The sequence below is a fragment of the Stenotrophomonas sp. AGC87 genome, from assembly GCF_057333975.1.
Genome location: NZ_JBHFHW010000001.1, coordinates 39,904 through 66,105 on the forward strand (window position 1 = coordinate 39,904; position 26,202 = coordinate 66,105).

Sequence of the window (26,202 nt, forward strand, 5' to 3'; positions counted from 1 at the left end):
TCGGTGGCTACCAGGCTGCCAGGCAGCCTGATTTATCCGGCATCGTCGTTGCGCTCTTTCTCCGGCCCCTTCGCCATCGCCTGGAACACGCCATCGCGGCGCACCCACAGGTGGAACAGCGCGGCTGACAGATGCATCACCACCGTGGCGAACAGCACATAGGCCAGCAGGCTGTGCGCATTGCGCAGCGCCGCGTACAGCGCCGGGTTGTGCGGCAGGATCGCCGGCAGGTGCACGCCGGCCCCCATCACGATCGGGTAGCCGCCGGCAGAGAGCATGCCCCAGCCCACCAGCGGCATGGCCAGCATCAGCCCGTACAGCACCCAGTGCGAGGCATGTGCGGCCGCGGCCTGCCAGGCGGGCAGGTCGGCCGGCAGCGGCGGCGGGCGATGACGCAGGCGGTTGTACAGGCGCACCAGCACCAGCAGCAGGATCGCGATACCGAGTGGCCGATGCAGATCGATCAGCATCGGCCGCCAGTGCAGCGACGCGACCATGGTCACGCCGACGAACAGCATGATCAGGATCATCGCCGCCATCAGCCAGTGCAGGACGCGTGCGAGGAGATTGAAATGGCCGGCATCACGGTTCATCGCGCACCTTCCTTGCCCGTCGCGGCGGGTGCTTTGCCGCTGGCGATCTCGCGCTCGCGGCGATTGAACGATTGCGAATACACCGCCGAGCGTGCGGCCAGGATCGGGTCATCCGTGCCTGCCACGCCGCTGGGCAGGATCAGCGGATCGTAGTTGAGGTCGCGGCAGGCGCCGGTGGCCTGCGGCTGCATACTGCTCAGGGTCAGCGTGCCGGCCTTCACCTGGCGGCGGTCCTCCGGCCACACCTGGGAGGGATCATTGATCGGGTCACCGTCGTTGGCGATCGTCACCCACATGTCCCAGCGCACCGGGCCCTGCGCCAGCCGCTGCGCGAACTCCTCACTGAGGAAATCATCGTCGGACTGCGCGCGCTGTTCCGGTGTCATGTCCTCGAAGGGCGCCTGCGGTCGCATGCTCCAGCGCACGAAGCGGTGGCTGCCGTCGGCCGCGTTGAAGCGGAAGCTGTTGACGCCGTTGTAGGCGGTGTTGGCCCAGCTGTTCGACCAGGGGGCGGTCTTGGCCCACTGCTGGAAGGCCCGCGCGGACGGATACTTTTCCAGCACGGCGGCCATCTTTGCCGGGTCCGGTTTACCGGTGGCCGGGTCCGGCGTGCCGGCGCGGGTCTGTTCCAGGAAGGCCTCGGCGGTGGGCACCGCGAAGAACGGGAAGCTGTTCATCGCCATGCGCCATTCCTGGCCATCGTCGCTGACCAGCTGCAGCGCCATGCTGCGCACGCGGGCCTTGTTGTCCGCGCCGTGCGGGTCGCCGCCGCCGATCGAGAGGCGGCCCAATACCGGTACCTGGCGCTGCCGGAACACGCGTGCCGAACTCAGCGCCGCGCCTTCCGGTGTGCCCTGGAACACACCGCTGACGCAGACACCCTTGGTATGCGCGCGGCGGAAGCCGGGCTGCGGGGGGCCGGTCGCCTCGATGGCATCGGTGAAGGTCTGCGCGGTGACGCGGTCGCGGCCGATCCAGCCGGCCAGCCAGGCAAAGGCCAGCACCAGGCCCCCGGCGATCAGGGCGATCAGCGCGATCCACAGCAACGGTGAGGGAGGGCGTGGGCCGCCCGGTTCGCGACCAGCGCGGGTAGAGCCGAAGAGCGACATGTCCGGTTTCCTGCCTTCACAATGCGTGTGGGTGGGCGACAGGGGCATGGTGTCAGAACACGACGCAGGCCGATATTCACATTTTCGACAACTCTTCAGAAACGACGATCCCCGCCGGGGCGGGGATCGTGTGGTTCAGCGCGTGCCGGGCAGCACCCGGCCGTGCCTCAGGCGTAGCGCGTCTTGAGCATCGCCCACGCCGAACGCAGCGCCAGCGCTTCGCCACCGGCCGGGCGGCCCGGGCGTTCGCCATCGTTCCAGGCGTACACATCCAGATGCGCCCAGGTCTGGCCTTCAGCGATGAAGCGCTCCAGGTACAGCGCGGCGGTGACCGAGCCGGCCATGCGCGAACCGGCATTGGCCAGATCCGCGATGTTGCTGTGCAGGTAGCGCAGGTACGGGCGCCACAGCGGCATGCGCCAGACCGGATCGCGTACCGATTCACCGGCCTGCAGCCACTGCTGGGCCAGGGTGTCATCGTTGCTGAACAGCGCCGGCAGGTCCGGGCCGAGCGCGATGCGGGCTGCGCCGGTCAGGGTGGCGAAATCGAGCACGATCTCCGGCTGCTGCTCGCTGGCATAGGTCAGCGCATCGGCGAGGATCACGCGCCCTTCGGCGTCGGTGTTGTCGATCTCGATGCTCAGGCCCTTGCGGGTGGCGATCACTTCGCCCGGGCGGAACGCATCCGGACCGATCGCGTTTTCCACCGCCGGGATCAGCAGGGTCAGCTGCACCGGCAACTGCTGGGCCATGATCAGCCCGGCCAGGCCGAGCGCATGCGCGGCGCCGCCCATGTCCTTCTTCATGTTGCGCATGCCGTCGCCCGGCTTGATGTCCAGCCCGCCGGTATCGAAGCACACGCCCTTGCCGACCAGCGCCACATGCGGCTGGCCGGGGTTGCCCCAGCGCAGCACGATCAGGCGCGGCGCGCGATGCGAGGCGCGGCCCACCGCGTGGATGGACGGGAAGTTCTGCTCCAGCAGCGCATCGCCGGTGATCACCTCGATCTGCGCGCCATGCGCGGCAGCCAGTTCACGCGCGGCGTCTTCGAGCTGCTGCGGGCCCATGTCCTCGGTCGGGGTGTTGACCCAGTCGCGCACGCGCAGGCTGGCGGCGATCACGTCGCGCACTTCGGCCGAGAGCGTGGCAGCCAGCTGGGCCGGCGCACGGTTCGGTTTGCGATACCGCGCGAAGCGGTAGCTGCCCAGGCCCCAACCGAGCTGCAGCAGGGTCTCGATCTCCGGTGCCAGCGCATCGGCCAGCGCCCAGACGGTGCCTTCCGGCAGCGCAAACGGCGCATGCGCGTAGCTGTAGACATCCCCCGGGTCACCCACGCCGACGATGGCGCCGGCCAGGCCGTGCTCGCCCGGCAGCAGGACCACGCTGCCACCGCTGCCGTTGAAGCGCTGCGCATCCAGCCACGCGCCCAGCGCGTCGGATTGCTGCGCGCGCCAGCCGGCGTACTGTTCGCGGGTCATCACGTGCAGCGGCAGGGCGTTGCGCGTCTCGGAAGTGAAACCGTTGATCTGGGACATGGGACTCGAGTGCTCCTTGGGCGGCGGCTTACGCGTGCTGGGCGGATGCGTTCGCATCCAGCCAGTCGGCCAGCCCGGTCAGGGTGTCGAACTGCAGATCGGGCTGCAGTGAAGGGTGGGTCCAGGTGTGTTCTTCGCGGTTGATCCAGCAGCCGCGCAGGCCGGCCTGCATCGCACCGACCACGTCCATCTCGGCGTGGTCGCCGACGTGCAGGACCTGGGCAGGCGCGACGCCGAGGCGGTCGCAGGCGGCATGGAAGATGCTGGCGGCCGGCTTGGCCGCACCGTGCTCGCGCGAGCCGAGCTGGAAGGAGAAGTGGTGTGACACGCCGATCCGCTGCAGGTCGGCATTGCCGTTGCTGAGGGCGGCGACCGGCACGCGTGCGGCGATGCGGGCCAGCGCCTCCATCGCATCCGGGTAGAACTCCACCTGGTTGCGCGCGGCGTAGAACGCCTCGTAGGCCGGTTCCAGCAGGGCCGGATCGGCGCCGCTTTTCTCCAGCGCCTCGCTCAGCGTCAACCGGCGCAGCGCGCTGAGGTCGTAGTGCAGGTGCGGGTTGTCATGGAAGGAGCGCTCGCGCAGTTCGCGCATCGCCGCCACCGGGTACATCGCGGCGGTGGCGGGGCTGTGCTGGAGCATCCACTCGTACAACACCTGGTCGATGCGGGCGCCGATGGGGGCGAACGGCCACAAGGTGTCGTCGAGGTCGAGGGTGATGGCTTGGACGGGGAAATTCACCCGCCCATTCTACTCCCGCGATCCCGGGCGGGCACCCCGGAACGGTTCATTCCAGCAGCTTGGCCCAGCCCTGGGTGCCATCCAGCCGCGCCAGCACCAGCTTGATGCAGACCAGCAGCGGCACCGCCAACAGCAGACCGATCATGCCCCACAGCCAACCGAACACCATCAGGGCCAGGATCAGGATCAGCGGTGAGATCGCCATCCGGCGGCCGAGCACGATCGGCGTCACCACCTGGCCCTCGACGGTATGCAGGGCGAGATAGCACGCGGCCGGCAGCAGTGCCTGGAACGGATCGCTGAACTCCACGAAACCCATCAGCAGCATCAGCGCCACGCCGATCAGCGGCCCCACATAGGGCGCGAAGTTCAGCAGCGCCGCCACCGTGCCCCAGAGCAGGGCCTCCTGCAGCGAGATGCCGAGCAGCAGCAGGATGCCGGAGAACACCAGGCCGACCAGCGTGTTGATCACGGTGATGGTCAGCACATAGCGGGACACCTCGCGCTCGATCGAACGCAGAATGTCGGTGGTGAACCGTTGCTGCTGGCGGCTGGGGAACAGCGCGATGGCGTGCTTCTGCAGGCTTTGCCCGTAGATCATGAAGAACAGGGTCAACAGCACCACCGCCAGCACCGAAGCCGCCAACCGGGGTGCACGGGTCAGCACCTTGTACGGATCATCGAGCTGGGTGCGCACGATCTGCACCCGCCGGCTGCCTTCGCCGCCCGCCACCCGCGCGAAGTTCTCGGCGGCCTGGTTGGCCTGCTGCACCGGCTTGGTCAGGTTCTGTACCTGGCGGGCCACCTTGCGCAGCTGCTGCGGTGCCTCCTGGGCCCACTCCATCGCCGGGCCGACCAGCTGCACGCCCAGTGCGGCAGCGCCGCTCAGGCCCACGCCAAGCACCAGCACCGCACCAAGGAAACGGGGGATCCAGATCTTCTGCAGCACCCGCAGGATCGGGTTGCCGACCAAGGCGAAGAACATCGCCAGCAGGATCGGCAGTACCACGTCCTGTGCCGCCCACAAGGTAAAGGCCACCGCCAGGGTGGCCAGGATCACCAGCGACATCGGCGCGCGTGGCCGGGGCGGGGAAGGTGCGACAGCGGCTTCAGCGGAAGGGGACACCGGAACGCTCATGCAGGTCGCACACTGGAAAGGAGCGTCATTATTGGGCAAGCCGGGTGCGCATGGCGTGTGGGGGGCGTGCAGACGAAGAAAGGCCCCGCGACGGGTATCGCAGGGCCTTTGGAGAGTGCGTCCGAGCGCGGTGCGATCAGCGTTCGGACAGGTCCGTGGCGGCTTCGGCCGGTTGCGGCTGATGCGGCGAGGCCGGATCGGCACGCCGTTCCGGGTTGAGCCGTGGCGCTGCGGCTGCCTGAGCCGGAGCTGGAGCCGCCTGACGCGGCGCCTGATCGGCGGCGTCATCCACCTTGTCCGCCGCCTGCTCGGCGGTGTCAGCCGCTTCGCTGGCCTGCATCGAGGCGAACGCGGCCTGGCTGCTGGCCACCAGATTGGAGACCGAGCCGATCATCTGCAACCACCGTGCGCCCTGCACTTTCGCGCCGAGACCGGTCGGCTCCAACTTGCCGGCCAGGAAGCCGCCGGCCAGCCCCGCCGTGATGATGCGCAGCGGTGTCCATCCGGTACGCCAGACAGTGCTGAGCGTGGACCAGCTGCTGCGGGTTTTCTCCACCCGCACCGCCACCACCAGCTCGGCGCGCTGGACGCGTTGCCGCAAGGCTTCGAAGTTCATCGCTTCACCCCTGTGGTATCGACGTCGGCATCGGGATCTTCATCGCTGGGCTCGTCATACAGCCCCAGCCGCGACAACTGGCGGCGCGTGGCATGCATGCCGGTATGGCGGAAGAAGAACGAGACCCGCCACATCGCGTAACCGGTGACGAGCAGGCTGACGATCGAGGTGATCAGCAGCGAATGGAACCAGGACAGGCCCCAGCGCTGCATCAGAGCGATCAGCGTACCGGCCAGCAACAACCAGGCCGAGGCGCCGAATACGATCGCCACGCCGGCCCAGGCCAGCGCCCGGCCGAACGCACTGCGCGCCAGTGCGAAATCGGCAGAGGCCAACCGTCGCAGCGAGCGCAGCGTGTGCTTGGCCGAATCGACCGTCTCACGGCCGGCCTCACCGACCTGGCGGATGCTCTCGTCCAGGCGTGGTGCTTTTTCACCGCTGTCCGGTGGCGGGGTATCCGCGCCACCGGTGGCGGGCGACTGGGCTTGATCGCTCACGCCGCTGCTTACTTGTCGCCGCCGCTGCGGGCCAGCTTGGCGATGATCCAGCCCGCGGCGAAGGCCACGCCGAAGGAGGCCAGCGGACGCTCACGGATCAGTTCAGCGGCGCTGTCGACCAGGTCCTTGCCTTTGTCCATCAGTGCATCGACCTGTTCCTTGGCGGCGGCACCACCGAACTCGGCCGCGGCCAGGCCGGACAGCGCGGTATCGGACAGCTCGGCCTTGACATTGGCCTTGCCGATGCGCAGCTCATCACCGGCAGCGCCGGTGGCGCCCTTGATCGCACCGCCGGCAGCGGTGGCCGCCGACTTCAGGTGCGAGCCGGCTTCGCCCAGGTGTTCCTTCAGGTTCTCGGTATTGGTGGGGCTCATCGTGTATCTCCTGCTGTGCGATGGGGAAGGTGACCGCGGACGATCCGACGGCAACGAACACAAGGTAATAGCATCGGCCGGGTGTAAGCGACGTTACGGCTGACGCCGCGTTCAGCGCATCACCAGCTGGCCGCCGCCATTTCCACGGATGATCCTGAGCACCAGCTGCGCCGGGCGCTGCTGGAAGTTGGCGCGCCAGCTGGCGAGGTCGGCAAACTCACCTGCCGTTGCCGCGGTGATCACGTCACCCTGCGCAAGCCCGGAGGCTGCCGCGCGGCTGCCGCGTTTGACGTCACTGACCAATACCCCGCTGACACCGGCCTGGCGGAGCGATTCAGGCAGGTCCACGAAGGTGGCCCCGCCCAGGCGCGGATCGAGCGACTCGCCGGTGACCGCGCGCGCCTGTTCCTTCAGCGTGGCCTTGATCTGCAGCGGCTTGCCTTCGCGGCGCACGTCCAGGGTCAGCGTACTGCCCACCGGCTGCAGGCCTTCCACGTTGTGCAGCGCCTGCGCGCTGTCTACGCGCTGGCCGTTGGCCGACACCACCACATCGCCCGGCTTGAGCCCGGCGGCCGCAGCACTGGACCCGGCCAGCACGCGGGTCACCAGCGCGCCCCGCGTCTCGGTCAGGCCCAGGCCCTGCGCGATCTGCTGGGTCAGGTTCTGCGCCTCGATGCCGAGCGTACCACGCACCACCACGCCGTGTTTGACCAGTTGGTCGACTACATCGCGCGCCAGGTTGGAAGGGATCGCCAGGCCGAGGCCGATGTTGCCGGCCATGCTGCCCTGCGGATTGAAACTGGCGGTATTGATGCCGACCAGCTGCCCCTGCAGGTTGACCAGCGCACCGCCGGAATTGCCCGGGTTGATCGAGGCATCGGTCTGGATGAAGTTCTGGTAGCCCAGCCCGCGGATGCCGCTGCGGCCCACCGCCGAGACGATGCCGGAGGTCACCGTCTGGCTGAAACCGAACGGATTGCCGATCGCCACCACGAAGTCGCCCACGCGCAGCTGCGCGCTGTCGCCGAGCTTGATCTCGGTCAGGTTGCCGGTCGGAATGCGGATCAATGCGACATCGGTATCGGCATCGGAGCCGATGAATTCAGCCTTCACCGTCCGCCCGTCGGCCAGGGTCACCTGCACGTCGTCGGCATTGTCGATGACATGGTGGTTGGTCAACACCAGCCCTTCGGCGGCATCGATGATGACGCCCGAGCCCAGCGATTCGTTGATGCGTTCCTGCGGCACTTCGGGGAACAGGCGGCGGAAGAACGGGTCGTTGAAGTAGGGGTTGCGCACGCGCACCACCTGCTTGGTGTTGACGCTGACCACGGCCGGCATCACCCGTTCCAGCATCGGTGCCAGCGACGGCACCGCCTGGCCGGCAACCGCTGCGGGCAGGGCCGCCGTGGTCGGGATCGTGTACGCGGCTGGCGCCGCCTCGGCACGATTGTCCAGGTGCGCGTTGATGGCCGTGGCGGTGAACCCGCCGAAGGCAGCAGCGAGGGCGAGCGTGAGCAGGGTCGGGAGCGGTCGCATGGTCCGGCGGTTCCGTGTCGGAGGGGACGGGGCAGGGGGAAAACACGTATACGGTAATTCAACCTGAATGAGTGTGTCCGCAATCGGCTAAACCCGGGATGAAATTCGCCACGTCGCCGGCCTTCCGGTGACCTTGCCTGGGCACGGATGGCGGTGCCGATATGGGCCGGTGGCGAGGTGCGAAGGAGGGCGGTGTGGTGCGTTCGGCGACGACCAAAGGAACGCTGGCCGTGCGCCTGCAGGGCGCATCCGCGTCATCGAAACCAGCGCAAATGCCGGGTGCGAGGGCAGGGAATGGATCAAGTGCGACGACCAATCATCGGCTCATTGCATGCAGCCGACATGCGCATCGAGATACATCGCGCGTGCCGCGCGCTGGAACGCCACTGCTGTTTTCAAGGGGTTTCGTGCACGTGACCGGTGTGTTGCTTGCTGCCGCCCATGAGGGTGCTACTGTCGGCTTGGCACGAGCATCGCATCAAGACCGTTCCACGATGGACCGCGCCGGTATAGCATCGCCAGCGATTTGACTAACCAGGCCCCTTAGGAGGCACTCAATGAGCAACGGTAATGGTGTGACCACGGTTCTCTCGCAGACCGTCGAAGATGCAAAAGAAACCGCCACCAATGTGGGCGAGACCATCGCACACGTTGCGGAAGATGCAGTGGCTTCGGTGAAGAAGACCGCCAAGCGCGCACGCAAGGCTGCCACCACCCAGGTCGCCAAGGTCAAGAAGGCCGTGACCAAGGTCGAGAAGACCGTCGCCAAGAAGGCTGACAAGGCTGCCAAGTCGGTCGGCAAGACCCTGGCCACCGCCAAGCAGAAGCTGGAAGCGGCCAAGAAGAACGCCAAGGCCGAAGCCACCGCCATCAAGAAGCAGGTCGCCAAGAAGAAGGCCGCCGCTGAAAAGGCCGTGACCAAGATCACCAAGGCTGCCGGCAAGAAGGCCACGACCGCCAAGAAGGCCGTGACCAAGAAGGCCGCTGCTGCCAAGAAGACCGTGACCAAGAAGGTCGCCACCGCCAAGAAGGCTGTCGCCAAGAAGACCGCGACCGTCAAGAAGGCCGTGACCAAGAAGACCGCTGCTGCCAAGAAGACCGTCGGCAAGAAGGTCGCCGCTGCCAAGACCGCTGTTGCCAAGAAGTCGGCGACCGCCAAGAAGGCCGTGACCAAGAAGACCGCAGCGGCCAAGAAGGTGGCCGGCAAGAAGACCGCCGTCGCCAAGAAGACCGTCGGCAAGAAGGTCGCCACCGCCAAGAAGGCTGTTGCCAAGAAGTCGGCGACCGCCAAGAAGGCCGTGACCAAGAAGACCGCAGCAGCCAAGAAGGTGGCCGGCAAGAAGACCGCCGTCGCCCGCAAGTCGGTCGGCAAGAAGGTCGCCACCGCCAAGAAGGCCGTGACCAAGAAGACCGCAGCGGCCAAGAAGACCGTCGGCAAGAAGGTTGCAACCGCCAAGAAGGCTGTGGCCAAGAAGGCCCCGGCGAAGAAGGCTCCGGCCCGCAAGGCCGCCCCGGCCAAGCGTGCTGCCGCCAAGCCGGTTGCCCGCAAGGCACCGGCCAAGCGCGCCCGCAAGTAAGACGTTGTAACGTGCTGCTCCTGCCTGAGGGCGGGAGCGGCATGGTGGGATGCCATGCGATGCGTTCATCGCCGAACCCGGCACGTGGCCGGGCTGGTCGTCCCTCAGAAGGAAACAGGGCGCCCGGAGGGGCACCCCGGCATCATCAGCGCGCCGCGATCGCGGCGAACTCGCGCATCAGGCGCTCGCCGTCATAGACCACCTGGATCTGGTTGCTGCCCTTGTCCAGCCGTTCGCCATTGACGAACACGTCGGTCTGGATGCTGTAGCGACCCTGAGGCATGTTGGACGGGAAGGTCACCGTGAAGGTGTTCTCGTATGCACCGCTGCCTGAACTCTCGCTGGCGATCTTCTCACCGGTCTTGAACGGCTCGGACTGGCCGGGTTCGTAAATCCGGATCTGTTCCTTGACCTCGCGGATCGGCTGCTGGCGGCCACTGACCGCTTCGATGTTGGATACGATCTTCAGCGGTTCACCACGCCGTACGCTGTTGCCGGGAAGGCTGGTCTGGTAATGCACGACCTCGGCGGACTCCGGCAGCTGCGAGTAACGCGACCGGTAGTCCGACTCCACCTGGGCCGCACTGCGGGTGCGGCGGCTTTGTGCGTTGATCACGAAGCAGGCGGCGATGCCCGCCGCGGCGCCGACATAGGCACCCTTCTCTCCGTTGACCAGCGCGCCAGCACCGGTGCCCAGCGCGATCGCGCCCAGGCACTTGCCCCAGTCCGACCGGGTCATCTGATTGCCCGTGGTGCAACCGGTAAGCGTGCCGGCGGTAGCGAGGCCGATCAACAGCACCTTGCCGAGCGAGGCGGGGGCGAAATATTCCTTTTTCATGGTCAACACCTGGTGGGAAGTGGGGCGGGCATCATTCAATGGTGGTTTCGCGCATGACACGGTCGCGCTCTGCCTTTGCCTGGCGGATGAGCGAGCGGGCAGCTGCTGAATCGGGATTGACCTGCAGCGCCGATTCGCCCAAGGCCACCGCGACGTCGTAACGGCCTTGCTGCAGCTCAACCCGGGCCTTGCTCAGCAAGCCGGCCTCCGGCGCTGCTGCCGGCGGCGCGATCGTCGGCGCTTTGGGCGGGTAGCTGTTGTCAGGTTGGCGCAGGTCGGCCATGTCTGAGGCGTTACCCGCGTCCGGGCTGAAGTTCACCTCCAGCTGCATCGCGCTGGCATACGCGCGGCCATCCCGGATGGCTGGCAGATAACGCCAGCGACGCGCGGCTTCCAGCGCAGCACGGTCAAGTGACCGCTCCCGACTGGTACGTGTCACCGAGATGGCCGTTGCAGTGCCGTCTTCGGCAACCTCGATGGTAAGCAGAACGTTGCCGCGTGCACCCGCACGTATTGCCTCCGGCGGATAGCGTACGGGAGCGCGCTCGCGCGATGCCGCATCTACCTGTGCGGCCCGGTCCGGGACCGCTGCAGGTGCCGGTGGCGTCTGCGCAATCTGGGTGTATACCGGTTCGGGCGCCTCGGTCGGCGCCGGTGCCGGTGCAGTGGCGCGGGTGGGGCGCGCTGGTTCGGCCTGCTTGGCAAGGTTGGTTTCCAATGCGGTCACCCGCACCTGCAGGTCGCGCCAGTTTTCGTCACCCGGCAGCTCGCGTTGCATGTCCAGCAAGGCGATGCGCGCACAGGCCAGGTCTGCGCGCGCGAGGCATGACTCCACAGCCGCACGATGCTGCTCGATGCGGCCGGCCGGCACGGTTGGCGGCGCACCTCGATCGCGCAGGAAGATCGTCCAGAACACCCCGCCCAGTACCAGGCAGACCAGCACCAGCGGCACGCGTGAGCGCGGTCGATGAACGGGCGCAGGTGAGATCGGCGCTGCAGGCGCAGGGGGCTTGGCCGAGCGCTTGGGTCCCGGTGCGGGTGGCGCTTGCGGAGATGAGGGCTGCGGTGCCGCAGGGGCGGGTGGAGGCGCTGATTCCACCTCTGCCGGCGCCGCTGGCGAGGGTGCCGCAGGAATCGGGGGCGGCGGTACGGCCGCCGCCGGGGCCGCAACCGGGCCCGCGAGCGGCGGCGTCACGACCGGCGGCGTCGCCACCTCAGGCGCGGACACGCCACAGAACGGGCAGAAGCGCACCTCCCCCGGCAGAGGCTTCATGCACTGGTCGTTGACACAGCAGATCGGGGAGGCGGTGGTGGCGTCAGTCATTGCGGTGATGCGCCCTCAGTACCCGGAGGGCGGCGGCGGGGGAGCCGGCGGTTGCGGGGCCGATGGAAGGGCGAACAGATGGCCCAGCTCCGGCAGTGCACCGGCTGCGCTCCACTCGATGCCTTCGCGCCAGAGCAGGCTGTTGCGGTTGATGTTGCCGGTGCCCACGAACTGCTGCAGCTGTTGAACCGTATACGGTCCCAGCGACTGATTGTTGTAGCCGACGTAGTAGCTGTAATCGACCATCGGTGGCGGCGGCGGAGGGGCGCCGGGCAGGCTGCCCTGCGGGGGAGGGGGCGGTACCGCACCCGGGGCCTGCCCCGCCATGCCCGCGCCGGCAAGGGACGTAGCGCCGAGCATCTGGGCGAAGGCATCATTCACCTGCCGCTTGTCGCCCCGGTCGGCGGCGACCTCGTCAGCGTAGACATCCGCCGACGAGCCGGAAACCGGCTGCGTCCAGGCGTCGAACAAGGCACGGGCGCGTTCTTCGATCCGGTCGGCGTCGTCGCCGGCGGCCTGCACCAGCTTCTGCCGATAGTCGGTGGCCAGCATTTCGCTCAGCTTGTAGGGGAAGCGCTTCTTCAGGCTTTCGCGACCCTGCTGATCTTCCTGCTTGATCGGCTTGTAGGCCACGGTGGCGTAATGCCGGAAAAGCTGCGCCAGCAGTGCGAGCTGCAGCGGGTCGCGCACATTGGCCGAGCGCTGACGAAGCTGCTCTTCGATGTTGCGCTTGTCATTGCCGTCCAGACCACTTTGCCGCACGGAGAATTCATCGCCGATGCTGAAGCCGTCGCCTTCCAGCGTGATTTCGTACTTGCCATCGGCACGGCGCTTGAGCACCCCCAGGCCAAGGGCATGCAGGTATACCTTGAAATCTTCAGCAAACTGCCGGTACTGGCCCTGGGTGAACTGGATGGGCTGCACGAACTGGCTGACCCGCTTGTGGATGTGCAGCGGAATACGCGCGGCCTCTTTGCGGTACGCGGCCTGGTAGGTCGGCAGTGGCGTCAGTGCGGGTACCGGGAAGCCGGACAGCTCGGTGAAGCAGATCAGCTTGCCGGGAATGCCGGACTCGACGAAGTCGATCTGGCTGGCGGTCATGCCGGTGCCCTGCGGCACGGCCTGCTCCAGCAGCGCGCCGTACTGGCGGCGGAACAGGCGTGCATCCTTTACCCCGACCAGGCAGGTATAGCGGTCCTTGGAGATGTCGAAGCCACCATTGAGGTTCAACGGCACCCATGGCATCGCGCGCTGCAGCAGCAGGCGGAAGGTCTCGCGCAACTGCTCGGGAGTAAGCGCGGCCAGCGCCTGCATCAGCGGATCGGTCTGGGTACGGGTATCGGCCTGGGGCAGCTGTGCTACGGCCTTGTTGCGCAGCTTGCCCAGCACTTCCTGGGCGCCTTCGTCGCTGAGCAGCTTCTGGAACAGCGTCTGCGAGCCACCGAAGTCCTTGAACGCTTCCTTGGCCCACTGACGGAACTCGGCCGGATCGATGGCCGGCTGCTCTTCATCCTGCGGCGCCTTGAGTGCGATCAGGGTCGCATGCTTCTCGGCGATGGCCGCTTCGATCTTGCCGATGTCACGTTCGACGTGTTGCAGCAGGGACTCGACCGACTGGCGGCCGTCCTGCAGGCGCCCCACAAAACCACTCCACAGCGGGCGACCATGGGCATCGACCGCTTCCTTGACACCTAGCCAGGCCGAGACGTCGCGCAGCAGGTTGGCCGCCTCGCGCGAAGCGACCGAGCGCACGTAGAACAGCAGGCTGTCCCGGATCGTCTCCTTGATCTGCGCCAGCACGGTTTCGGCCTGCTTGTCCTTGCCGCTGATCCGCGCGAGCAGGCCTTTGCCGGTGGTCTCCTTGAGGCGTTCGAACTCACGCGCAAGCTCGGCGTTCTGCAGCCTCTCGGAAATCTCGGCAAAGCGCTGTGCATTGCGTTCCAGCGCAGGAACGATACCGGTGCCTTCGTTCTCCAGCCGGTCCTTGATCATCTCCACCAAGGCCAGTGTGTAGTCCAGGCCACCGCGCTCATCATCGTCAAGCCGGCGGAAGATCTGCGCAGGCAGTTCAGCCTCATCGGTGATCGACAGCAACACCCGCTGGCGGTTCTCCTTGATGCGGACTTCATGGTTGCGGTCGGCGCTGTCTACCCGGTTGCCCTTGGTGTCGCGCTCAAGCTGCTTGATCACATCCTGGACGTGCAGCGGCCATTGGTCACGGTCAGCGCTGCCGTGCATCAGCTGCTGGAACGCATTCTCGACCTTCTGTTCGATCTGCGCGCCGATGCTGGCGTCGCCGGTCACCTTCAACAGATCATCAGCCACCTGGTAGTGCGTGAACTCTCCGTTGAGCGTGGCCAGATCGCCGCGGGAGAGGAACTGCGGAATGTCCGTGAAGGTACGCGGTACGATCGCCAGCTGCTCGCGCAGGAAATCATCGCGCTCTTTATCGGTGGGGCGGTTGCCCGGGGCCTGGATATTGGCGATGCCGAAGAACGCCTTGAGCATTGCCTGCACCTGGCGGTTCATGCGCACGTTCTGGCGCGCCTCCACCTGGGTATCAAGCACGGCCTGGCCGACGCCGGAATAGCTGGCGGTGAAGCGCAGTTCCGTATCGTCACCATAGTCCTGCGGCAACGGGACCGAATAGGCGCGGATCTTGTGCTGGTTCTGGTTGACGGCCACCGAACGCTTGCGGTTGGCGAAGTCCTGCGAGGTGAAATCGGTGAAGAACACATCCGAGAGCATCTCGTAGATGTCTTCCTGTTCACTCGTCTTGGCCATCGCCACGTTGGTGTTGTCGACGATGTACACATCATCGTACGGACGGCTGTCGATATGCAGGTTGTCCGAGGCATCCCAATGCTTGACGAGCACATTGCCGCGCAGTGCAGTCTCAAGCTCCATCAAGGCAGCGTAGCCGTTGGCCTGGATGCGGTCGGGGTTGGTGGTGGTGATGAAGCCGCCGGGAAGGACCATGTACAGGTCGACCTTGCCCTCGACATTCTTCTCCTTGAGGATCGCCTTGGCCAGATAGCCCATGTCCAGGAACGACCCGGAGCCCGTGCCGCCGGCCGCCGAACCGGTGATGACCACCCGCACCTTGCCCGGCTCCACTTCCAGCCCCAGCTTCTTGAGCTTGTCCGCGCGTGCGCCGATGTTGCTCAGCAGCGTTTCGATCTTGTCACGCAGCTTGTCCCGGATGACCGGATACTTGTCGAAGAAGTACAGACGCGACAGCGCACGGATCTGGCCTGCGCCCTTGCTTGGGTCCACGCCCAGCAGGCGGATGCGCTCGGGCGTGAGCGGGAACCACTCGGCCACCTCCCGGTGACGCCGCAGTTCGTCGTCGGACTGGGTGTACTTGTTGAGGTCCAGCCGCTCGATGATCTTCTCTTCGGGCGTGAAGGCCACCTGCTCGGCCAGTACATCGGTCTTGACCGACTTGCCGTCCTGGGTGACCTCACCGGCATCCAGATCGAAGTTGATGAACTGTGCCACCGGGAAGTCAGCGACGTTCTCGACCTTCGCGTTGCCGCCCCAGATCGCATTGAGAATGCGGCGGCGCAGACGGATGTTGACCTTCATGCCGGTGCCGCCGAGGGCGATGAACAGCGTCGGACGGATCTTCTCGGTTACCTGCGGCGGCTGGCCGGGCAGGGAGGTGCTTTCGGTGGCATCGTTCATGCGGCGGACCCCTGGATCAACGCTTGGCGGAGAAGGTGGCGAGCCAGGCGATCAACGACACGCCGGCCAGGGCGCTCATCGGCACCAGATACAACGGCGCCAGGAACCGCCCGGCGTTGACGAAGGCCAGCACGGTCACGGTGGCAACCGCCATCAGACCGATGAACAGAAACCAGCCCGACGCATTGGCGCGGCTCGGCGCGACGCGCTCCTTGACCCGCCAGTTGGCATACGCGTTCTTCACCACGAAGAACAGCACGGCCAGCACCAGCAGCACGACCCCACCAATCAGTGCATCGCGACTGCTGGTCTGCTCGCCGACCTGGATGTCCCAGTCACCGGTGAAGGTAGCGGTCGGCTGCTGTGTTCCCGCTGTTGTCGCCGGTGCGGTTTGTTCGGACGGCGTGGCGGTGGCCGGCTGGTCGGTCACTGGCGCGGGGAGGGAACTCTTCTGGCTCATGCTCTGTCCTTGGCGGTGGAACGCTTAGTTGATGCGGATGGATGTATCGGGTTGGGCCCAGCTCACACGAGGCTTGAGCGCGCCGCGGCGGACCGTGGCAACGTGCGTGCCGTTGGCGTCGCGCACGTCGGTAGTGGTGAACGGTTTGAGCCGGAGGTGCTGGGGCTGATCGTCGATCCAGACCGTTGCTTTGCGCGCGCCGGTCACCAGCACGAGAAACAGCAGCGCACCGATCAGCGCGAGCAGGCCACCGCCATACACCACCACGGCCGGCCACACCGGATACTGCACCCGAAGCAGCAGCGGAACCCGGGTGACCGAGGCATTGGCCGTGACCGGAGGAAGGAAGACCTCAGGCAGTGCATCCCCGGGGAACAGGTCGGCCATGTGCGCGCGGAACTGCGGCGACACTTCCAGCTGCTGGTTGTCCAGGTGGATATCGATCGCCCCGCGCCGTTCATAACCGCTGCGCAGCAGCACCTCACGCGACCACTGCGACGGCAAAGGGGGCAGCGACAGACGCAGGGTCAACGGGTCACTCTGTTTGCCGGGATCCAGCGCCTGCAGCGAATGCGTGGACATCTCGCCCCGCAGGCCGATCGCCGGCGGCGTCACCAATGACGTGTCAGCACTGACGATGCGGTAGGGATTGAACAGATTCTCGAACCGGCCCTGCACCTGTGCGGTGCGCACCTGCGTGCTGGCGTCGAACGACAGCACGAGGGTGTGGCCGTCGGCGGCGAGGCCAGCAGCGATGCCAGGCGAATCCGTCACGCCGGTCGGGCTGAAGCGCACGGCCGCTTCGGTCAGCGGCTTGAGGCGCACATGTCCCTCGGGAAGCAGTGCGGTCAGAGCCGGTTTCGCGAGTACCGCATCCAGCGCGGCCGACGCCGGCTCGCCGTAAGCCAGGGCGTACAGCATCAAGCCGTTGGCGCGGTAGTGCTGCCCCTGTACCGGCATCTTCAGCGGGAACGCAACGATCCGGCTGATGACGTCCTCACCGTGCAGCAACTCGTAGAACTCGCGGTTGCGGGCCACGACCTCGGTACTGTTGTTGGGACTGTTTTTGTTGTTGGTGACGATCCAGATAATGCCGGGGCGGCCCTCCAGGCCCACCTCGATCGCACCGAGCAGCGCTTCCTTGAAGTCGGTATCGGCGAGCGCGCCGCTGCCTTTGCGCGCCATCTGCAGGCGCGTCATCGCCTGGCCAAGCCCCGGGTGGTTTCCCGGTCCGCGATACACCCACTCCGGCGAGGGATGGGTGGCGTCGGACTGGTTGAACGCGCCCACCACGACCTCGCCCTGACCAGCCGCCGCCTGGGCCAGCTGCGCGACAAGCGGCTTGAAAGGCGACTCGGCATCGACGTAGAACGGCTCCATCCAGCCGGAGTTCTGCACCAGGACCGCCTGCCGCAGCTCGGCGGCCCCGACGGTCGTGCCGATGCTACTGGCCAGCAGCACCGCGACGCCCAGCAGACGCTTCAGCACGGACCCGGTCATTGCGGCAGGCTCCAACGCAGCAAGGTGCCGCGCGCGTCCACCCACAGCCACAGCGCGTCATCGTAAACGAACCACTGCGCGTTCCAGGGCGAGGGCGTGTCCATGGCATAGGTGTGTGCGCGACCGCCGATCTGCTCCAGGCAGAACGTCGCATGCACGGTCGCCTGGCTCTCGAAGAATGACAGCAGGCTGCGTTGCTGCGGAAGCGGCGCATGGAGTGACAGCATCAGCTGCGGTTCGACCACGTCCAGGAACGGATAGACCACATGGCTCACCGTATACAGGTCATGGTCGAACTCGTCCCACGGGCGCTCCAGGCGCACATTGAACTGAAAACTGGTACGGCCGGTGCTGGTGGATCCGCGTGGCGCGGCGCGCTGCTCGGGCAGGGCGGCGTCCAGCCGGATGACGATCCACTTTTTGTCCCGGGTGTCGTACAGCAGCTGCCAGAAACCTTCGCCATCGCGATACGGAGGCCCCAGAACCGGGTTGGCCTCGTAGCCCTCGGGCCAGCTCTGCCAGCGGGCAGATGCGTCGCCCTGGCCGTCCAGACGAACGCTGAGCACGCCCTGCGTGCCGATCCAGAACAGGCTCCGGTGCGCCGGATCGCTGATCGGTGCCGAAAGCAACTGCAGGGGCGCATCCAGCATCAGCAGCTGCTGCTGCCACGCCTCACCGGGCCGACGGATCGCAAGGCCCCATCGGCCCTCATGTTCCTGTGGCACGAGGGCGATATCGTCCAGCAGACCGGGGGCACCCAAGGTGCGGCCGACCGCGCGATCGATCTGGTAGCTCAACGTCATCGCATCGACGCTGACGCAATCGGCACCTGCGGCGGTCGCCAGGATCATCTGATGGCCATCGTCGCGCGGCAGCGTCAATGTCGCATTCGCCCATGTTTCAAGATGGCTGCGGCCGAGTGAGACACCGCGGGGTGCCAGCGTCACCCAATGGCGGTGACCGTTCTGCCACAGCGAAAGCTGGCCGGAACGGCTCGCCGCGAACAACCCATCGCGATGCCCACCGGCGTGGCTGGTGAAGAAGAACAGGCCACTGGGCTGCGGTGACTTGATCACCTCGGCGGCGTCCTGCATCGACTGGCCGCTTCGCTGCAGCTGGTCGAACAACGCTTGAAGCGTTGAGGGTAGCGGGGCCGTCACGGCGGCGGTGCAACTGCGTCCACCGTCATCCCCGCCAAACGGGGTCCGCCACTGCTGCACCGGGCGTCGCGCAAGCGGTCGGCCGGTAAAGGGAGAAAACCGGAAGCTGCCCGGCAGATAACCACCCTCGGGCATGCGATGCGCGCCAGACAGATAGTCCAGATCGCTCAGTGTTGGTGGAGGCACGGCAGTGTCGATGGCGACCAGAGAAAATCCGGTTCCATCCTGCACCCACGACTCATTCTCCAGGTGCCAATGGGCACCTCGTTCTGCTCCGGCGGCCACGCCGTCCCCCTGTATCCTTTCGCGGGCAAGGATATCCTAAAGTCAACGGCAGGGAACAAACGCATGCGCATGGAGTTTGTAGGGAAACTCCTGACGTGACGACGTTTACCTGATGCCGCATTATCGCCCGCGCATGAAGGAATATGTCTGCAGAAAGCCGGTTGTCGCAGGTCATCAAGCATTGGATGCATCAGGGGAAACGCATTGAAGAAAATTCTGTTGGTTGTGCTGGTAGTCGTGCTCGCTGGTTGCCAGCAGGGTCGGGCGATTCGCCTGGACATGCTGGCGATGGAGTTCCGATCCGAGTGTTTCGGTGCGGGGGCGACGACAAAGTGCGTTGCCATGCGCGTCAAGTACAACGTCGCTGCCACGCAGTTGACGCTTGATCGCCTGGAAGATGCCTACGCACAGATTCCCGAGCCGGATCCGCAGGCCTATGCCGCTGCCCGTCAGGCACTGCAGCGTGTGATCGACCGCAATGAACAGGATCGCCCCGGGTGGTGGCGGCGAATTCTGATGAACAACATCGAGGTGACCTACGGTCTGGCGGCGGGCCAGTTCCTGGTGACGCCCAATGAACTCTCGGAACTTGCTGCTGTGGCTGCCGAGAACGAGAAGCGGCGACGTGACGTGGCTGCGGCCGATAACCTCCCCAGGGAGGTCGGCGCGCCAGAGCTGAGCGATGCGGATTCCGACTCCGAAGTTCCTCCGATGGCGGCGACTACCGATGGCTTCGACCTGGGTCCGGAATCCACAGCGACCAGCGACCCGCAGAGTGAGGCCGCTGCCGTCGAGCGGATCGCTGTACAAGCCGCGCCTGCAGATGAAAGCGGCTACGCCGGCATGATGGCGCGCATGGCCCGGGAGGCTGAGGAAGCCGCGGCGCGGCCCAGTTTCGACTGCGCGCGGGCGAGCCATCCTGCCGAACACCTGCTATGCACAAACCCCATCCTGGCAGCGCTGGACGTTCGCATGGCGCGCGCCTATGCCGATGCACCTGCATGTGGGGGTGACCGGGTCGCATTGCGCACCGATCAGCGGCAGTGGCTGCAGCATCGGCGCAACCAGTGCAGCGATGCGGCCTGCCTGGAAGACGCCTATCAGGCCCGGATCGTACAGCTGGAGCAGTACTGCACAGGTTGAGCATGGCGCAGCCTTGACGATACCGCGCACACGGTCTTGCTAATCTGGCCGTTGGCTTCTGGAAGCATTCCAATGCGCGGACTCGATTTCAGCTCCTGGCAGGCCATGCTCTCCACCCTGGTCGGGTTGGCGGTCATCACCCTGATCGGCGTCGGCATCCGGCTGCTGGTCATGCAGACCATGCAGCAGCGCCGCGAGCGCGAGAACCGGCAGATCAACGAGCGGCTGCGCACGCTGATCGCCGCTTACAAAGTCCTCGGCGGATCGTTCACCGGCACGCTCGACGTCGATCCACGCCATCGCCGTGATTTCCGCGCACTGCCCGACGGAAGCGAAGAAGGTGATGCGCTGCATCTGCCGGCGGAGGCCGAAAGCGGTGGTGAGCGTGCGCGTCGGATCCGTGATGCGGTGGAAGCCGCCCTGTCGGACATAGTGCTGCTGGGCACGGATGAGCAGGTGCGCCTGGCTGCGCATGCGGCCCATGAGATGGCCCAAGGCCGCGCCGTGCCCACGGCCGAGCTGGTGGTCTCGCTGCGCGATTTCATCCGCCAGGCGCTGGACCTGGATCCGATTCCCGCTTCGGTCACCATCCCGCGGCAGGGCCCGGCACGGCCGTCGGCCGGTGCAAAGGGTAAGGGCGATGCGGGTGACAAGGGCGGTGGAAAAACCGGCGGTGGTGGTGGAGGAATGGGCGGCGGTGGCGGCACGGGCGGGGGATTCCAGAGCGACGACGAATCCGCCCACCCGCGCTGAGCGATAGCAGAACCGCTCAGCCCTTGAGTTCCACCACGGGTACGAAGCCGCCGTAGATCATCCGCTTGCCATCGAACGGCATCGGGTTGTTCTCCGGATTCATCTGCGGGTCTTCCATCATCTTCTGCATGCCGGCATCGCGCGTGGCCTTGTCCGGCCATTCGATCCAGGAGAACAGCACCGTTTCATCCTCCTTGGCTTCCACCGCACGATGAAAGTCGGTCTGCTTGCCGTGCGGGACGTCATCGCCCCAACACTCCACCACACGCAGGGCGCCGTGTTTGATGCAGATCGCATCACCCATGCGGGCATGTTTGAGGAAGGCATCTTTGTTCGCGGTCGGGACGGCCAGTACGAAACCATCGATGTAAGCCATGGCAGAACTCCAGATGGCGCGCCGGGATGGGCGCCTTCAAGACAGTCGACGAACCAGGGCGCGGGATATCGACAGTGCGCCCGATGGCCGTTGCGGCCAGTGAATCTGTCCAGGACGGTCACGGCGTGAACAAATTCAGCATTCAGTGCGTCTTTTTCGATGCCGTCGGGACAACATCAGAAAAGTCTGAGCCATTGTGAGGAACATCCTGATAGGCCAGCTGACGCATTCAGCCCATGATGGCCTTGCCGGGCAGGACGCCCCACGGCGGCCTGCGGTCCGATGCCTCACGGCAAGGACCTCGGTGCATTCAGGAGGATGGACGCGTTAGCCGATGACTCCCCAAGAGCGGCTTCCCCAGCGCGTGACGCCCCGCAAGGGCACCGTCGTGACCAGAGTCCTTTCCCTGCGCGGTTCCCGCGCGCGGCCTTCGCCCCCTTTCAGTTGCACGCGTGATCGCAGCGCCGTACGGGCATTCACGCCTTCATCGCCTGAAAAAGGCCACGCGCGTATGCCAGAGCGCGTCTGAACGCCGCCCCAAAATTCACTTTTGTGCACTCGGTCAACTTCAGGGCGGGTTGTGTCGAATAACGGAGAATTTACATTCCCGATGCAGTCCGGCCTCCATGCCGGGTGCAAGTAGTCCAAGACATAAAGGTGTACCCCCATGAAGACTTCGTTGATTGCTCTGGCCCTGGCCGCCGCCCTCCCGTTCACCGCTTCGGCGGCTGAAGGCCTGTCCTACAACTACGCTGAAGCCGACTACGTCAAGACCGACGCAGATGGCGGCAAGGCCGATGGTTGGGGCGTGAAGGGTTCCTATGCCTTCCTGCCGAACTTCCACGCCTTCGGTGAGTACAACCAGCAGAAGACCGACATCGGCAACTTCAAGGTTGACCAGTGGCGCGTCGGCGTCGGCTACAACCAGGAAATCGGCAACAGCACCGACTTCGTGGGCCGCGTTGCCTACAACAAGTTCGACCCGAAGGAAGGCCTGGACTTCAACGGCTACAGCGCTGAAGCCGGTATCCGTACCGCGTTCGGCCAGCACGCCGAAGTCTATGCCATGGCCGGCTACGAGGATTACAGCAAGAAGCGCGGCGTCAATCCGGATGGCCAGTTCTACGGCCGCCTGGGTGGCCAGGTGAAGTTGAACCAGAACTGGGGCATCAACGGCGACATCAAGATGGATCGCCACGGTGACAAGGAATGGTCGGTCGGCCCGCGCTTCAGCTGGTAATCCCAGCGTGACCGCATCGCCACGTGCCTGATCGGCGTGGCAGGAAAGGCCCGGCATTGCCGGGCCTTTTTCGTGGGCGCGGTTTCCGCGGGGAGAGGGATAATGAGGCACTGTCATGGAGATGCCTGATGTCCGAGTCCCCTGCGCTGCAGCAACCCCGCCTCGGTTGCGGTGCCGTCATCCAGCGCGCCGATGGCGCGATCCTGCTGGTCCAGCGCGGGCGTCAGCCCGAACAGGGCCACTGGGGCCTGCCCGGCGGCAAGGTCGATTGGATGGAAACCGTCGAACACGCGGTGATCCGCGAGGTAGAGGAGGAGACCGCACTTCAGGTGACGGTGGAGCGTCTGTTGTGCGTGGTCGATCATTTCGAGCCGGCGCTTGCCCAGCACTGGGTCGCCCCGGTGTATCTGGTGCGCGCGCAGGACACCACGATCGCGTCCGTGCAGGAGCCCGAGGCACTGCTCGGGCTGGGTTGGTTCACCGCAGATGCACTGCCCGCGCCGCTGACGCTCTCTACGCGCAAGGCCCTGGAACACCTCTCGATCGCGCACTGAGTCCCCGCGCGCAGGGCGCTCAGCGTCGTGCGGCGGCGCCATCTCCCCGCGCCACGCCCTCCACTTCGGCCAGGCTGGTGATGGCGTAGTCGCCCGGCGTGGACATCGCCAGCGCGCCATGCGCGGCGCCCAGGTCCACCGCCGCCTGCTCGCCCTTGCCGCTGAGCAGGGCATGCACCACGCCGGCCACGAAGGCATCGCCACCGCCGACCCGGTCGAGCAAGTCCACTTCGCGCGCGTCGGAGACATACAGTTGCGCCCGCGTGCGCAGCGCACCCGCCCACCCATGCCGGGCCGCCGTGGCAGCGTCGCGCAGGGTGAAGGCCACGGCCTGCAGCGTGGGGAAGCGGGCCAGGGCACGTACCGCGGCGGCTTCGGCCGGACCGACATCCATCGGCGTGTGGCGACGACCGAGATCGCTCAGGTCCATGCCCAGGCACGCGGCGAACGAATACTCATCGCCGATCAGCAGGTCGCACTCGGCAGCGATCGCGCAGTTGGCGTGGCGCGCGGCATCCGGGTCGGGGTGGCTGTTCCAGAGGCTGGCGCGGTAGTTGAGATCGTAGGAGACCGCCACGCCGTGCCGGCGTGCGGCCCGCACCGCGGTGATCGCGGTCTGCGCGCTGTGCTCGGATAGCGCGGCGAAGATCCCACCGGTGTGCAGCCAGCGCACGCCGTGCTGGCCGAACAGCGCATCCCAGTCGAACGCCTCCGGCTGCAGCTGCGAGGCGGCCGAGTACGCGCGATCAGAGATGCCCAGCGGCGCACGCACCCCGAAGCCGCGCTCGGTGAAGTTCAGGCCCATCCGGGTGTTGCGGCCGATGCCATCGTAGTCGCGCCACACGATCTGGCTGGCATCCACCCCGCCGGCCTGGATCAGCTGCTGGGCAAGCAGCCCCAGCTCGTTGCGCGGCAGGGCAGTCAGCACCCCGGTGCGATGGGCGAAGGTGCTGCACAGGCCGCGGGCGACGTTGTACTCGCCGCCGCCTTCCCACACGGTGAACTGGCGCGCGCTGCGGATCCGGCCTTCGCCGGGATCGAAGCGCAGCATCACCTCGCCCAGCGCCAGTGCGTCCCAGCGCTGGCCGTTCTCGGCCGCCACCTGGAAGGTCTGGGCACTCATCGCGCCCGGCACCCGAGCAGGGCCAGATCGATGCCCGCGGCCATCCGCCGGTAGCCTTCATCGTTGGGATGCAGGTGGTCGCGGGTGATGTCCTCGGGCAGGTTCTCCGGGTTGGCCGGATCACGCAGGATCTGGTCGAAGTCGATCAGGCCATCGAAGCCGCTGCGGCCGCCGCGCATCCAGGTGTTGAGCGTGATGCGGGTGGCGGCGGCGATTGGCTCGTACCGGTCCGAACCACCGAAGGGGGTGATCGTGGCAGCGATCGGGCGGATGCCGTTGCTGTGCAGGCGTTCGGCGATCTGCCGGTAGCCCAGCACCATGTCCTCGGCGTTGCGGCCGGCCACGGGTGGGGTCCCACCGTCGTGGCGGATGTCGTTGATGCCTTCGAACAGGATCACGCGGTCCACGTTCGGCAGCGCGATCACATCGCGGTCCAGCCGCGCCAGCGCGCTGTGGCTGCGGCCGTGATCCATCACCTTGTTGCCGCTGATGCCGGCGTTGACCACCACCACCTGGTCCGGGCACGCCTGCTGCAGACGGGCGGACAGCAGTGCGGGCCAGTCGCCGTTGCTGCCGCGGGTGGCAGTGGCGCCTTCGGTGATCGAGTCGCCCAGGGCGACCACCACCACCGGCTTGCTGGCGCGTTCGGCGAGCACGGCGGAGACCACATTCTGGCGGTAGGCGAGCTTGACCGCGTCGCCCACAGTGGCTGCGCGGCCATCGGCGATGCGCAGCGCGGTACGCCGCACGGCCGGCCGTGTGGCATCGGGGAAATACACGGTGAGCGAGACGTCGGCCAGCGCCGGCGCCGTGATCGCGACCGGATCGCTGAGCAGGGCAGCGCCGACCGGCACCACGATCTCGCCGCGCCCATTGAAAGTGACCGGCTTGGCCGCGGTGGCGGTGCCGGTGAGGTGGGCCGAGGCCCCGCCAATATGCAGCGGGGCCTGGCCGAGTTCATTGCTGATGCGGAAGCGCAGGGCGCGGGCCGAGCTGCCCAGGCGCATGTCCTGGCGCACGGTCTGGTTCGCGAACTGCACCGGGGCCTCGGGGGTGCCATCAAGACGGTCCGGTGCCGGCGAGGCGGTCCAGGCTGGCACCCAGACCTGGGCCTGGGCGGGCAGCGCCGAGGCGCTGGTGGCAAGTGCAAGAGAGAATGCAGTGATCCAGCGCAGCATGGCGGCCCTCCCAGGCGGTCAGCGGGTCAATCAGGAGAAGTAGGTGCCGCCGTTGACGTCGACGTTGGCACCGGTGATGAAACCGGCTGCATCCGACGCGAGGTACACGGCGGTATCGGCAGCTTCCTGCGGACGGCCCTGACGGCGAAGCGGCGTGTTGCCGGCCACGGCGGTGCGCACTTCCGGCTTGGTGAACTCGTCATGGAAGCGGGTGGCGATCATGCCGCAGCACAGCGCGTTGACGCGGATGCCGCGCGGGCCCAGTTCCTTGGCCATGGCGCGGGTGAAGGTCATCACTGCGGCCTTGGCGGTGGCGTAGAGCGCCGCGCCCGGGCCACCGCCATCGCGGCCGGCCTGCGAAGCGAAGTTCACGATCGCGCCGCCTTCGGGCATGTGCGGCACCACCGCATGCGTGGTCAGGTAGACCGAGCTCATGTTGAGGTCCATCACCTTGTGGAAGAACGCCTCATCGATCTCGGCCAGCGGACGGCGCTGGACCATGCCACCGGCCACGTTCACCAGCACATCGATCTGCGGGCCGAATGCGGCCTGGGTTGCAGCGACCATCGCGGCCACTGCCTTGGCATCGGTGACATCGGCGCGATGCACGATCGCGGTGCCGCCGGCGGCTTCGACCTGCTTGAGGGTCTCCTGCGCGCTGGCCTCGTCGTTGGCGTAGTTGATGCAGACCTTGGCACCGGCCGCGGCCAGCTTGAGCGAGATCTCGCGGCCGATGTCACGGCCGCCACCGGTGACGATCGCCACCTTGTCCTTGAATTGGGTCATGAAACACTCCTGTGATGCGTTGGGGGAAAGGGAAGAAGGGGGCTCAGCGGCGCTCGACCGGGCCGTGGGGGTTTTACA

At 66.5% G+C, this 26,202-nt stretch carries 24 protein-coding genes; 5 read left to right on the forward strand and 19 right to left on the reverse strand.

The features are described 5' to 3' along the window. Window positions 1-32: 32 nt before the first annotated feature. The 9 genes from ACE026_RS00200 to ACE026_RS00240 form a co-directional block, all read right to left on the reverse strand. Entirely contained in the window at window positions 33-593 is a 561-nt protein-coding gene (locus tag ACE026_RS00200) for a cytochrome b (RefSeq protein WP_486036926.1), read from the reverse strand. Further along, window positions 590-1,702, reverse strand: coding sequence for a catalase family peroxidase (locus ACE026_RS00205; protein ID WP_486036928.1), 1,113 nt, complete (start codon window positions 1,700-1,702; stop codon window positions 590-592). The genes ACE026_RS00200 and ACE026_RS00205 overlap by 4 nt, the downstream gene beginning before the upstream one ends. 167 nt (window positions 1,703-1,869) lie before the next feature. Continuing rightward, on the reverse strand, window positions 1,870-3,237 hold the full coding sequence (locus ACE026_RS00210; RefSeq protein ID WP_486036930.1) for a leucyl aminopeptidase family protein: 1,368 nt from the start codon (window positions 3,235-3,237) through the stop codon (window positions 1,870-1,872). A gap of 28 nt (window positions 3,238-3,265) precedes the next feature. Then, window positions 3,266-3,976: an HAD family hydrolase gene (locus tag ACE026_RS00215; RefSeq protein WP_123731158.1), complete on the reverse strand. Its 711-nt coding sequence runs from the start codon at window positions 3,974-3,976 to the stop codon at window positions 3,266-3,268. Window positions 3,977-4,022: 46 nt separating this feature from the next. Next, the gene (locus ACE026_RS00220; RefSeq protein ID WP_486036932.1) at window positions 4,023-5,114 is read right to left on the reverse strand and encodes an AI-2E family transporter; all 1,092 of its coding nucleotides are present in this window, start codon (window positions 5,112-5,114) and stop codon (window positions 4,023-4,025) included. A 136-nt stretch (window positions 5,115-5,250) separates the two neighbouring features. Then, the gene (locus ACE026_RS00225) at window positions 5,251-5,730 is read right to left on the reverse strand and encodes a protein sip-5 (protein WP_486036934.1); all 480 of its coding nucleotides are present in this window, start codon (window positions 5,728-5,730) and stop codon (window positions 5,251-5,253) included. Then, window positions 5,727-6,227 (reverse strand): phage holin family protein, encoded by a 501-nt coding sequence (locus tag ACE026_RS00230; RefSeq protein WP_183073834.1) that lies wholly within the window; start codon window positions 6,225-6,227, stop codon window positions 5,727-5,729. The genes ACE026_RS00225 and ACE026_RS00230 overlap by 4 nt, the downstream gene beginning before the upstream one ends. A gap of 8 nt (window positions 6,228-6,235) precedes the next feature. Further along, a complete protein-coding gene (locus ACE026_RS00235) occupies window positions 6,236-6,601 on the reverse strand; it encodes a hypothetical protein (protein WP_019185548.1) in 366 nt (121 codons plus the stop codon). 111 nt (window positions 6,602-6,712) lie between these two features. Next, window positions 6,713-8,140: a Do family serine endopeptidase gene (locus ACE026_RS00240; protein WP_313219918.1), complete on the reverse strand. Its 1,428-nt coding sequence runs from the start codon at window positions 8,138-8,140 to the stop codon at window positions 6,713-6,715. Window positions 8,141-8,697: 557 nt separating this feature from the next. On the opposite strand from ACE026_RS00240, the gene ACE026_RS00245 reads away from it, so the two are divergent. Further along, a complete protein-coding gene (locus tag ACE026_RS00245; RefSeq protein WP_486036937.1) occupies window positions 8,698-9,717 on the forward strand; it encodes a histone in 1,020 nt (339 codons plus the stop codon). Between the two features lie 145 nt (window positions 9,718-9,862). Here the strand turns inward: ACE026_RS00245 and ACE026_RS00250 are convergent, their stop codons facing one another. The 6 genes from ACE026_RS00250 to ACE026_RS00275 all read right to left on the reverse strand — a co-directional run bounded on the left by ACE026_RS00250 (window position 9,863) and on the right by ACE026_RS00275 (window position 18,686). Then, window positions 9,863-10,555, reverse strand: coding sequence for a hypothetical protein (locus tag ACE026_RS00250; RefSeq protein ID WP_486036939.1), 693 nt, complete (start codon window positions 10,553-10,555; stop codon window positions 9,863-9,865). Window positions 10,556-10,586: 31 nt separating this feature from the next. Then, on the reverse strand, window positions 10,587-11,507 hold the full coding sequence (locus ACE026_RS00255; protein ID WP_486036941.1) for an energy transducer TonB: 921 nt from the start codon (window positions 11,505-11,507) through the stop codon (window positions 10,587-10,589). Between the two features lie 387 nt (window positions 11,508-11,894). Then, a complete protein-coding gene (locus tag ACE026_RS00260; RefSeq protein ID WP_265309994.1) occupies window positions 11,895-15,566 on the reverse strand; it encodes a tubulin-like doman-containing protein in 3,672 nt (1,223 codons plus the stop codon). Window positions 15,567-15,582: 16 nt separating this feature from the next. Beyond that, complete coding sequence (locus tag ACE026_RS00265) at window positions 15,583-16,026, reverse strand: hypothetical protein (RefSeq protein ID WP_265309995.1); 444 nt, start codon at window positions 16,024-16,026, stop codon at window positions 15,583-15,585. 24 nt (window positions 16,027-16,050) lie between these two features. Beyond that, window positions 16,051-17,526, reverse strand: a complete 1,476-nt coding sequence (locus ACE026_RS00270; RefSeq protein ID WP_265309996.1) for a hypothetical protein — start codon at window positions 17,524-17,526, stop codon at window positions 16,051-16,053. Further along, the gene (locus ACE026_RS00275) at window positions 17,523-18,686 is read right to left on the reverse strand and encodes a hypothetical protein (RefSeq protein ID WP_486036944.1); all 1,164 of its coding nucleotides are present in this window, start codon (window positions 18,684-18,686) and stop codon (window positions 17,523-17,525) included. The genes ACE026_RS00270 and ACE026_RS00275 overlap by 4 nt, the downstream gene beginning before the upstream one ends. A 489-nt stretch (window positions 18,687-19,175) precedes the next feature. On the opposite strand from ACE026_RS00275, the gene ACE026_RS00280 reads away from it, so the two are divergent. Further along, window positions 19,176-20,114, forward strand: coding sequence for a lysozyme inhibitor LprI family protein (locus ACE026_RS00280; protein WP_486036946.1), 939 nt, complete (start codon window positions 19,176-19,178; stop codon window positions 20,112-20,114). 72 nt (window positions 20,115-20,186) lie between these two features. After that, window positions 20,187-20,867: a hypothetical protein gene (locus tag ACE026_RS00285; RefSeq protein ID WP_486036948.1), complete on the forward strand. Its 681-nt coding sequence runs from the start codon at window positions 20,187-20,189 to the stop codon at window positions 20,865-20,867. 16 nt (window positions 20,868-20,883) lie between these two features. Here the strand turns inward: ACE026_RS00285 and ACE026_RS00290 are convergent, their stop codons facing one another. After that, on the reverse strand, window positions 20,884-21,243 hold the full coding sequence (locus ACE026_RS00290) for a DUF1428 domain-containing protein (protein WP_265310000.1): 360 nt from the start codon (window positions 21,241-21,243) through the stop codon (window positions 20,884-20,886). Between the two features lie 667 nt (window positions 21,244-21,910). Between ACE026_RS00290 and ACE026_RS00295 the strand changes: the two genes are divergently transcribed. Together ACE026_RS00295 and ACE026_RS00300 are read left to right on the forward strand one after the other, a co-directional pair. Beyond that, a complete protein-coding gene (locus ACE026_RS00295) occupies window positions 21,911-22,483 on the forward strand; it encodes an OmpO family porin (RefSeq protein WP_486036950.1) in 573 nt (190 codons plus the stop codon). 128 nt (window positions 22,484-22,611) lie between these two features. After that, window positions 22,612-23,037, forward strand: coding sequence for an NUDIX domain-containing protein (locus ACE026_RS00300; RefSeq protein ID WP_486036952.1), 426 nt, complete (start codon window positions 22,612-22,614; stop codon window positions 23,035-23,037). Window positions 23,038-23,056: 19 nt separating this feature from the next. Here the strand turns inward: ACE026_RS00300 and ACE026_RS00305 are convergent, their stop codons facing one another. The 3 genes from ACE026_RS00305 to ACE026_RS00315 are packed head-to-tail and all read right to left on the reverse strand — an operon-like array spanning window position 23,057 to window position 26,124. Then, window positions 23,057-24,160 (reverse strand): sugar kinase, encoded by a 1,104-nt coding sequence (locus tag ACE026_RS00305; RefSeq protein WP_486036954.1) that lies wholly within the window; start codon window positions 24,158-24,160, stop codon window positions 23,057-23,059. Beyond that, window positions 24,157-25,338, reverse strand: a complete 1,182-nt coding sequence (locus ACE026_RS00310; protein ID WP_486036955.1) for a GDSL-type esterase/lipase family protein — start codon at window positions 25,336-25,338, stop codon at window positions 24,157-24,159. Before ACE026_RS00310 ends, ACE026_RS00305 begins: the two co-directional genes overlap by 4 nt. 30 nt (window positions 25,339-25,368) lie before the next feature. Next, window positions 25,369-26,124, reverse strand: coding sequence for an SDR family NAD(P)-dependent oxidoreductase (locus ACE026_RS00315; RefSeq protein ID WP_486036957.1), 756 nt, complete (start codon window positions 26,122-26,124; stop codon window positions 25,369-25,371). Window positions 26,125-26,202 lie beyond the last annotated feature (78 nt).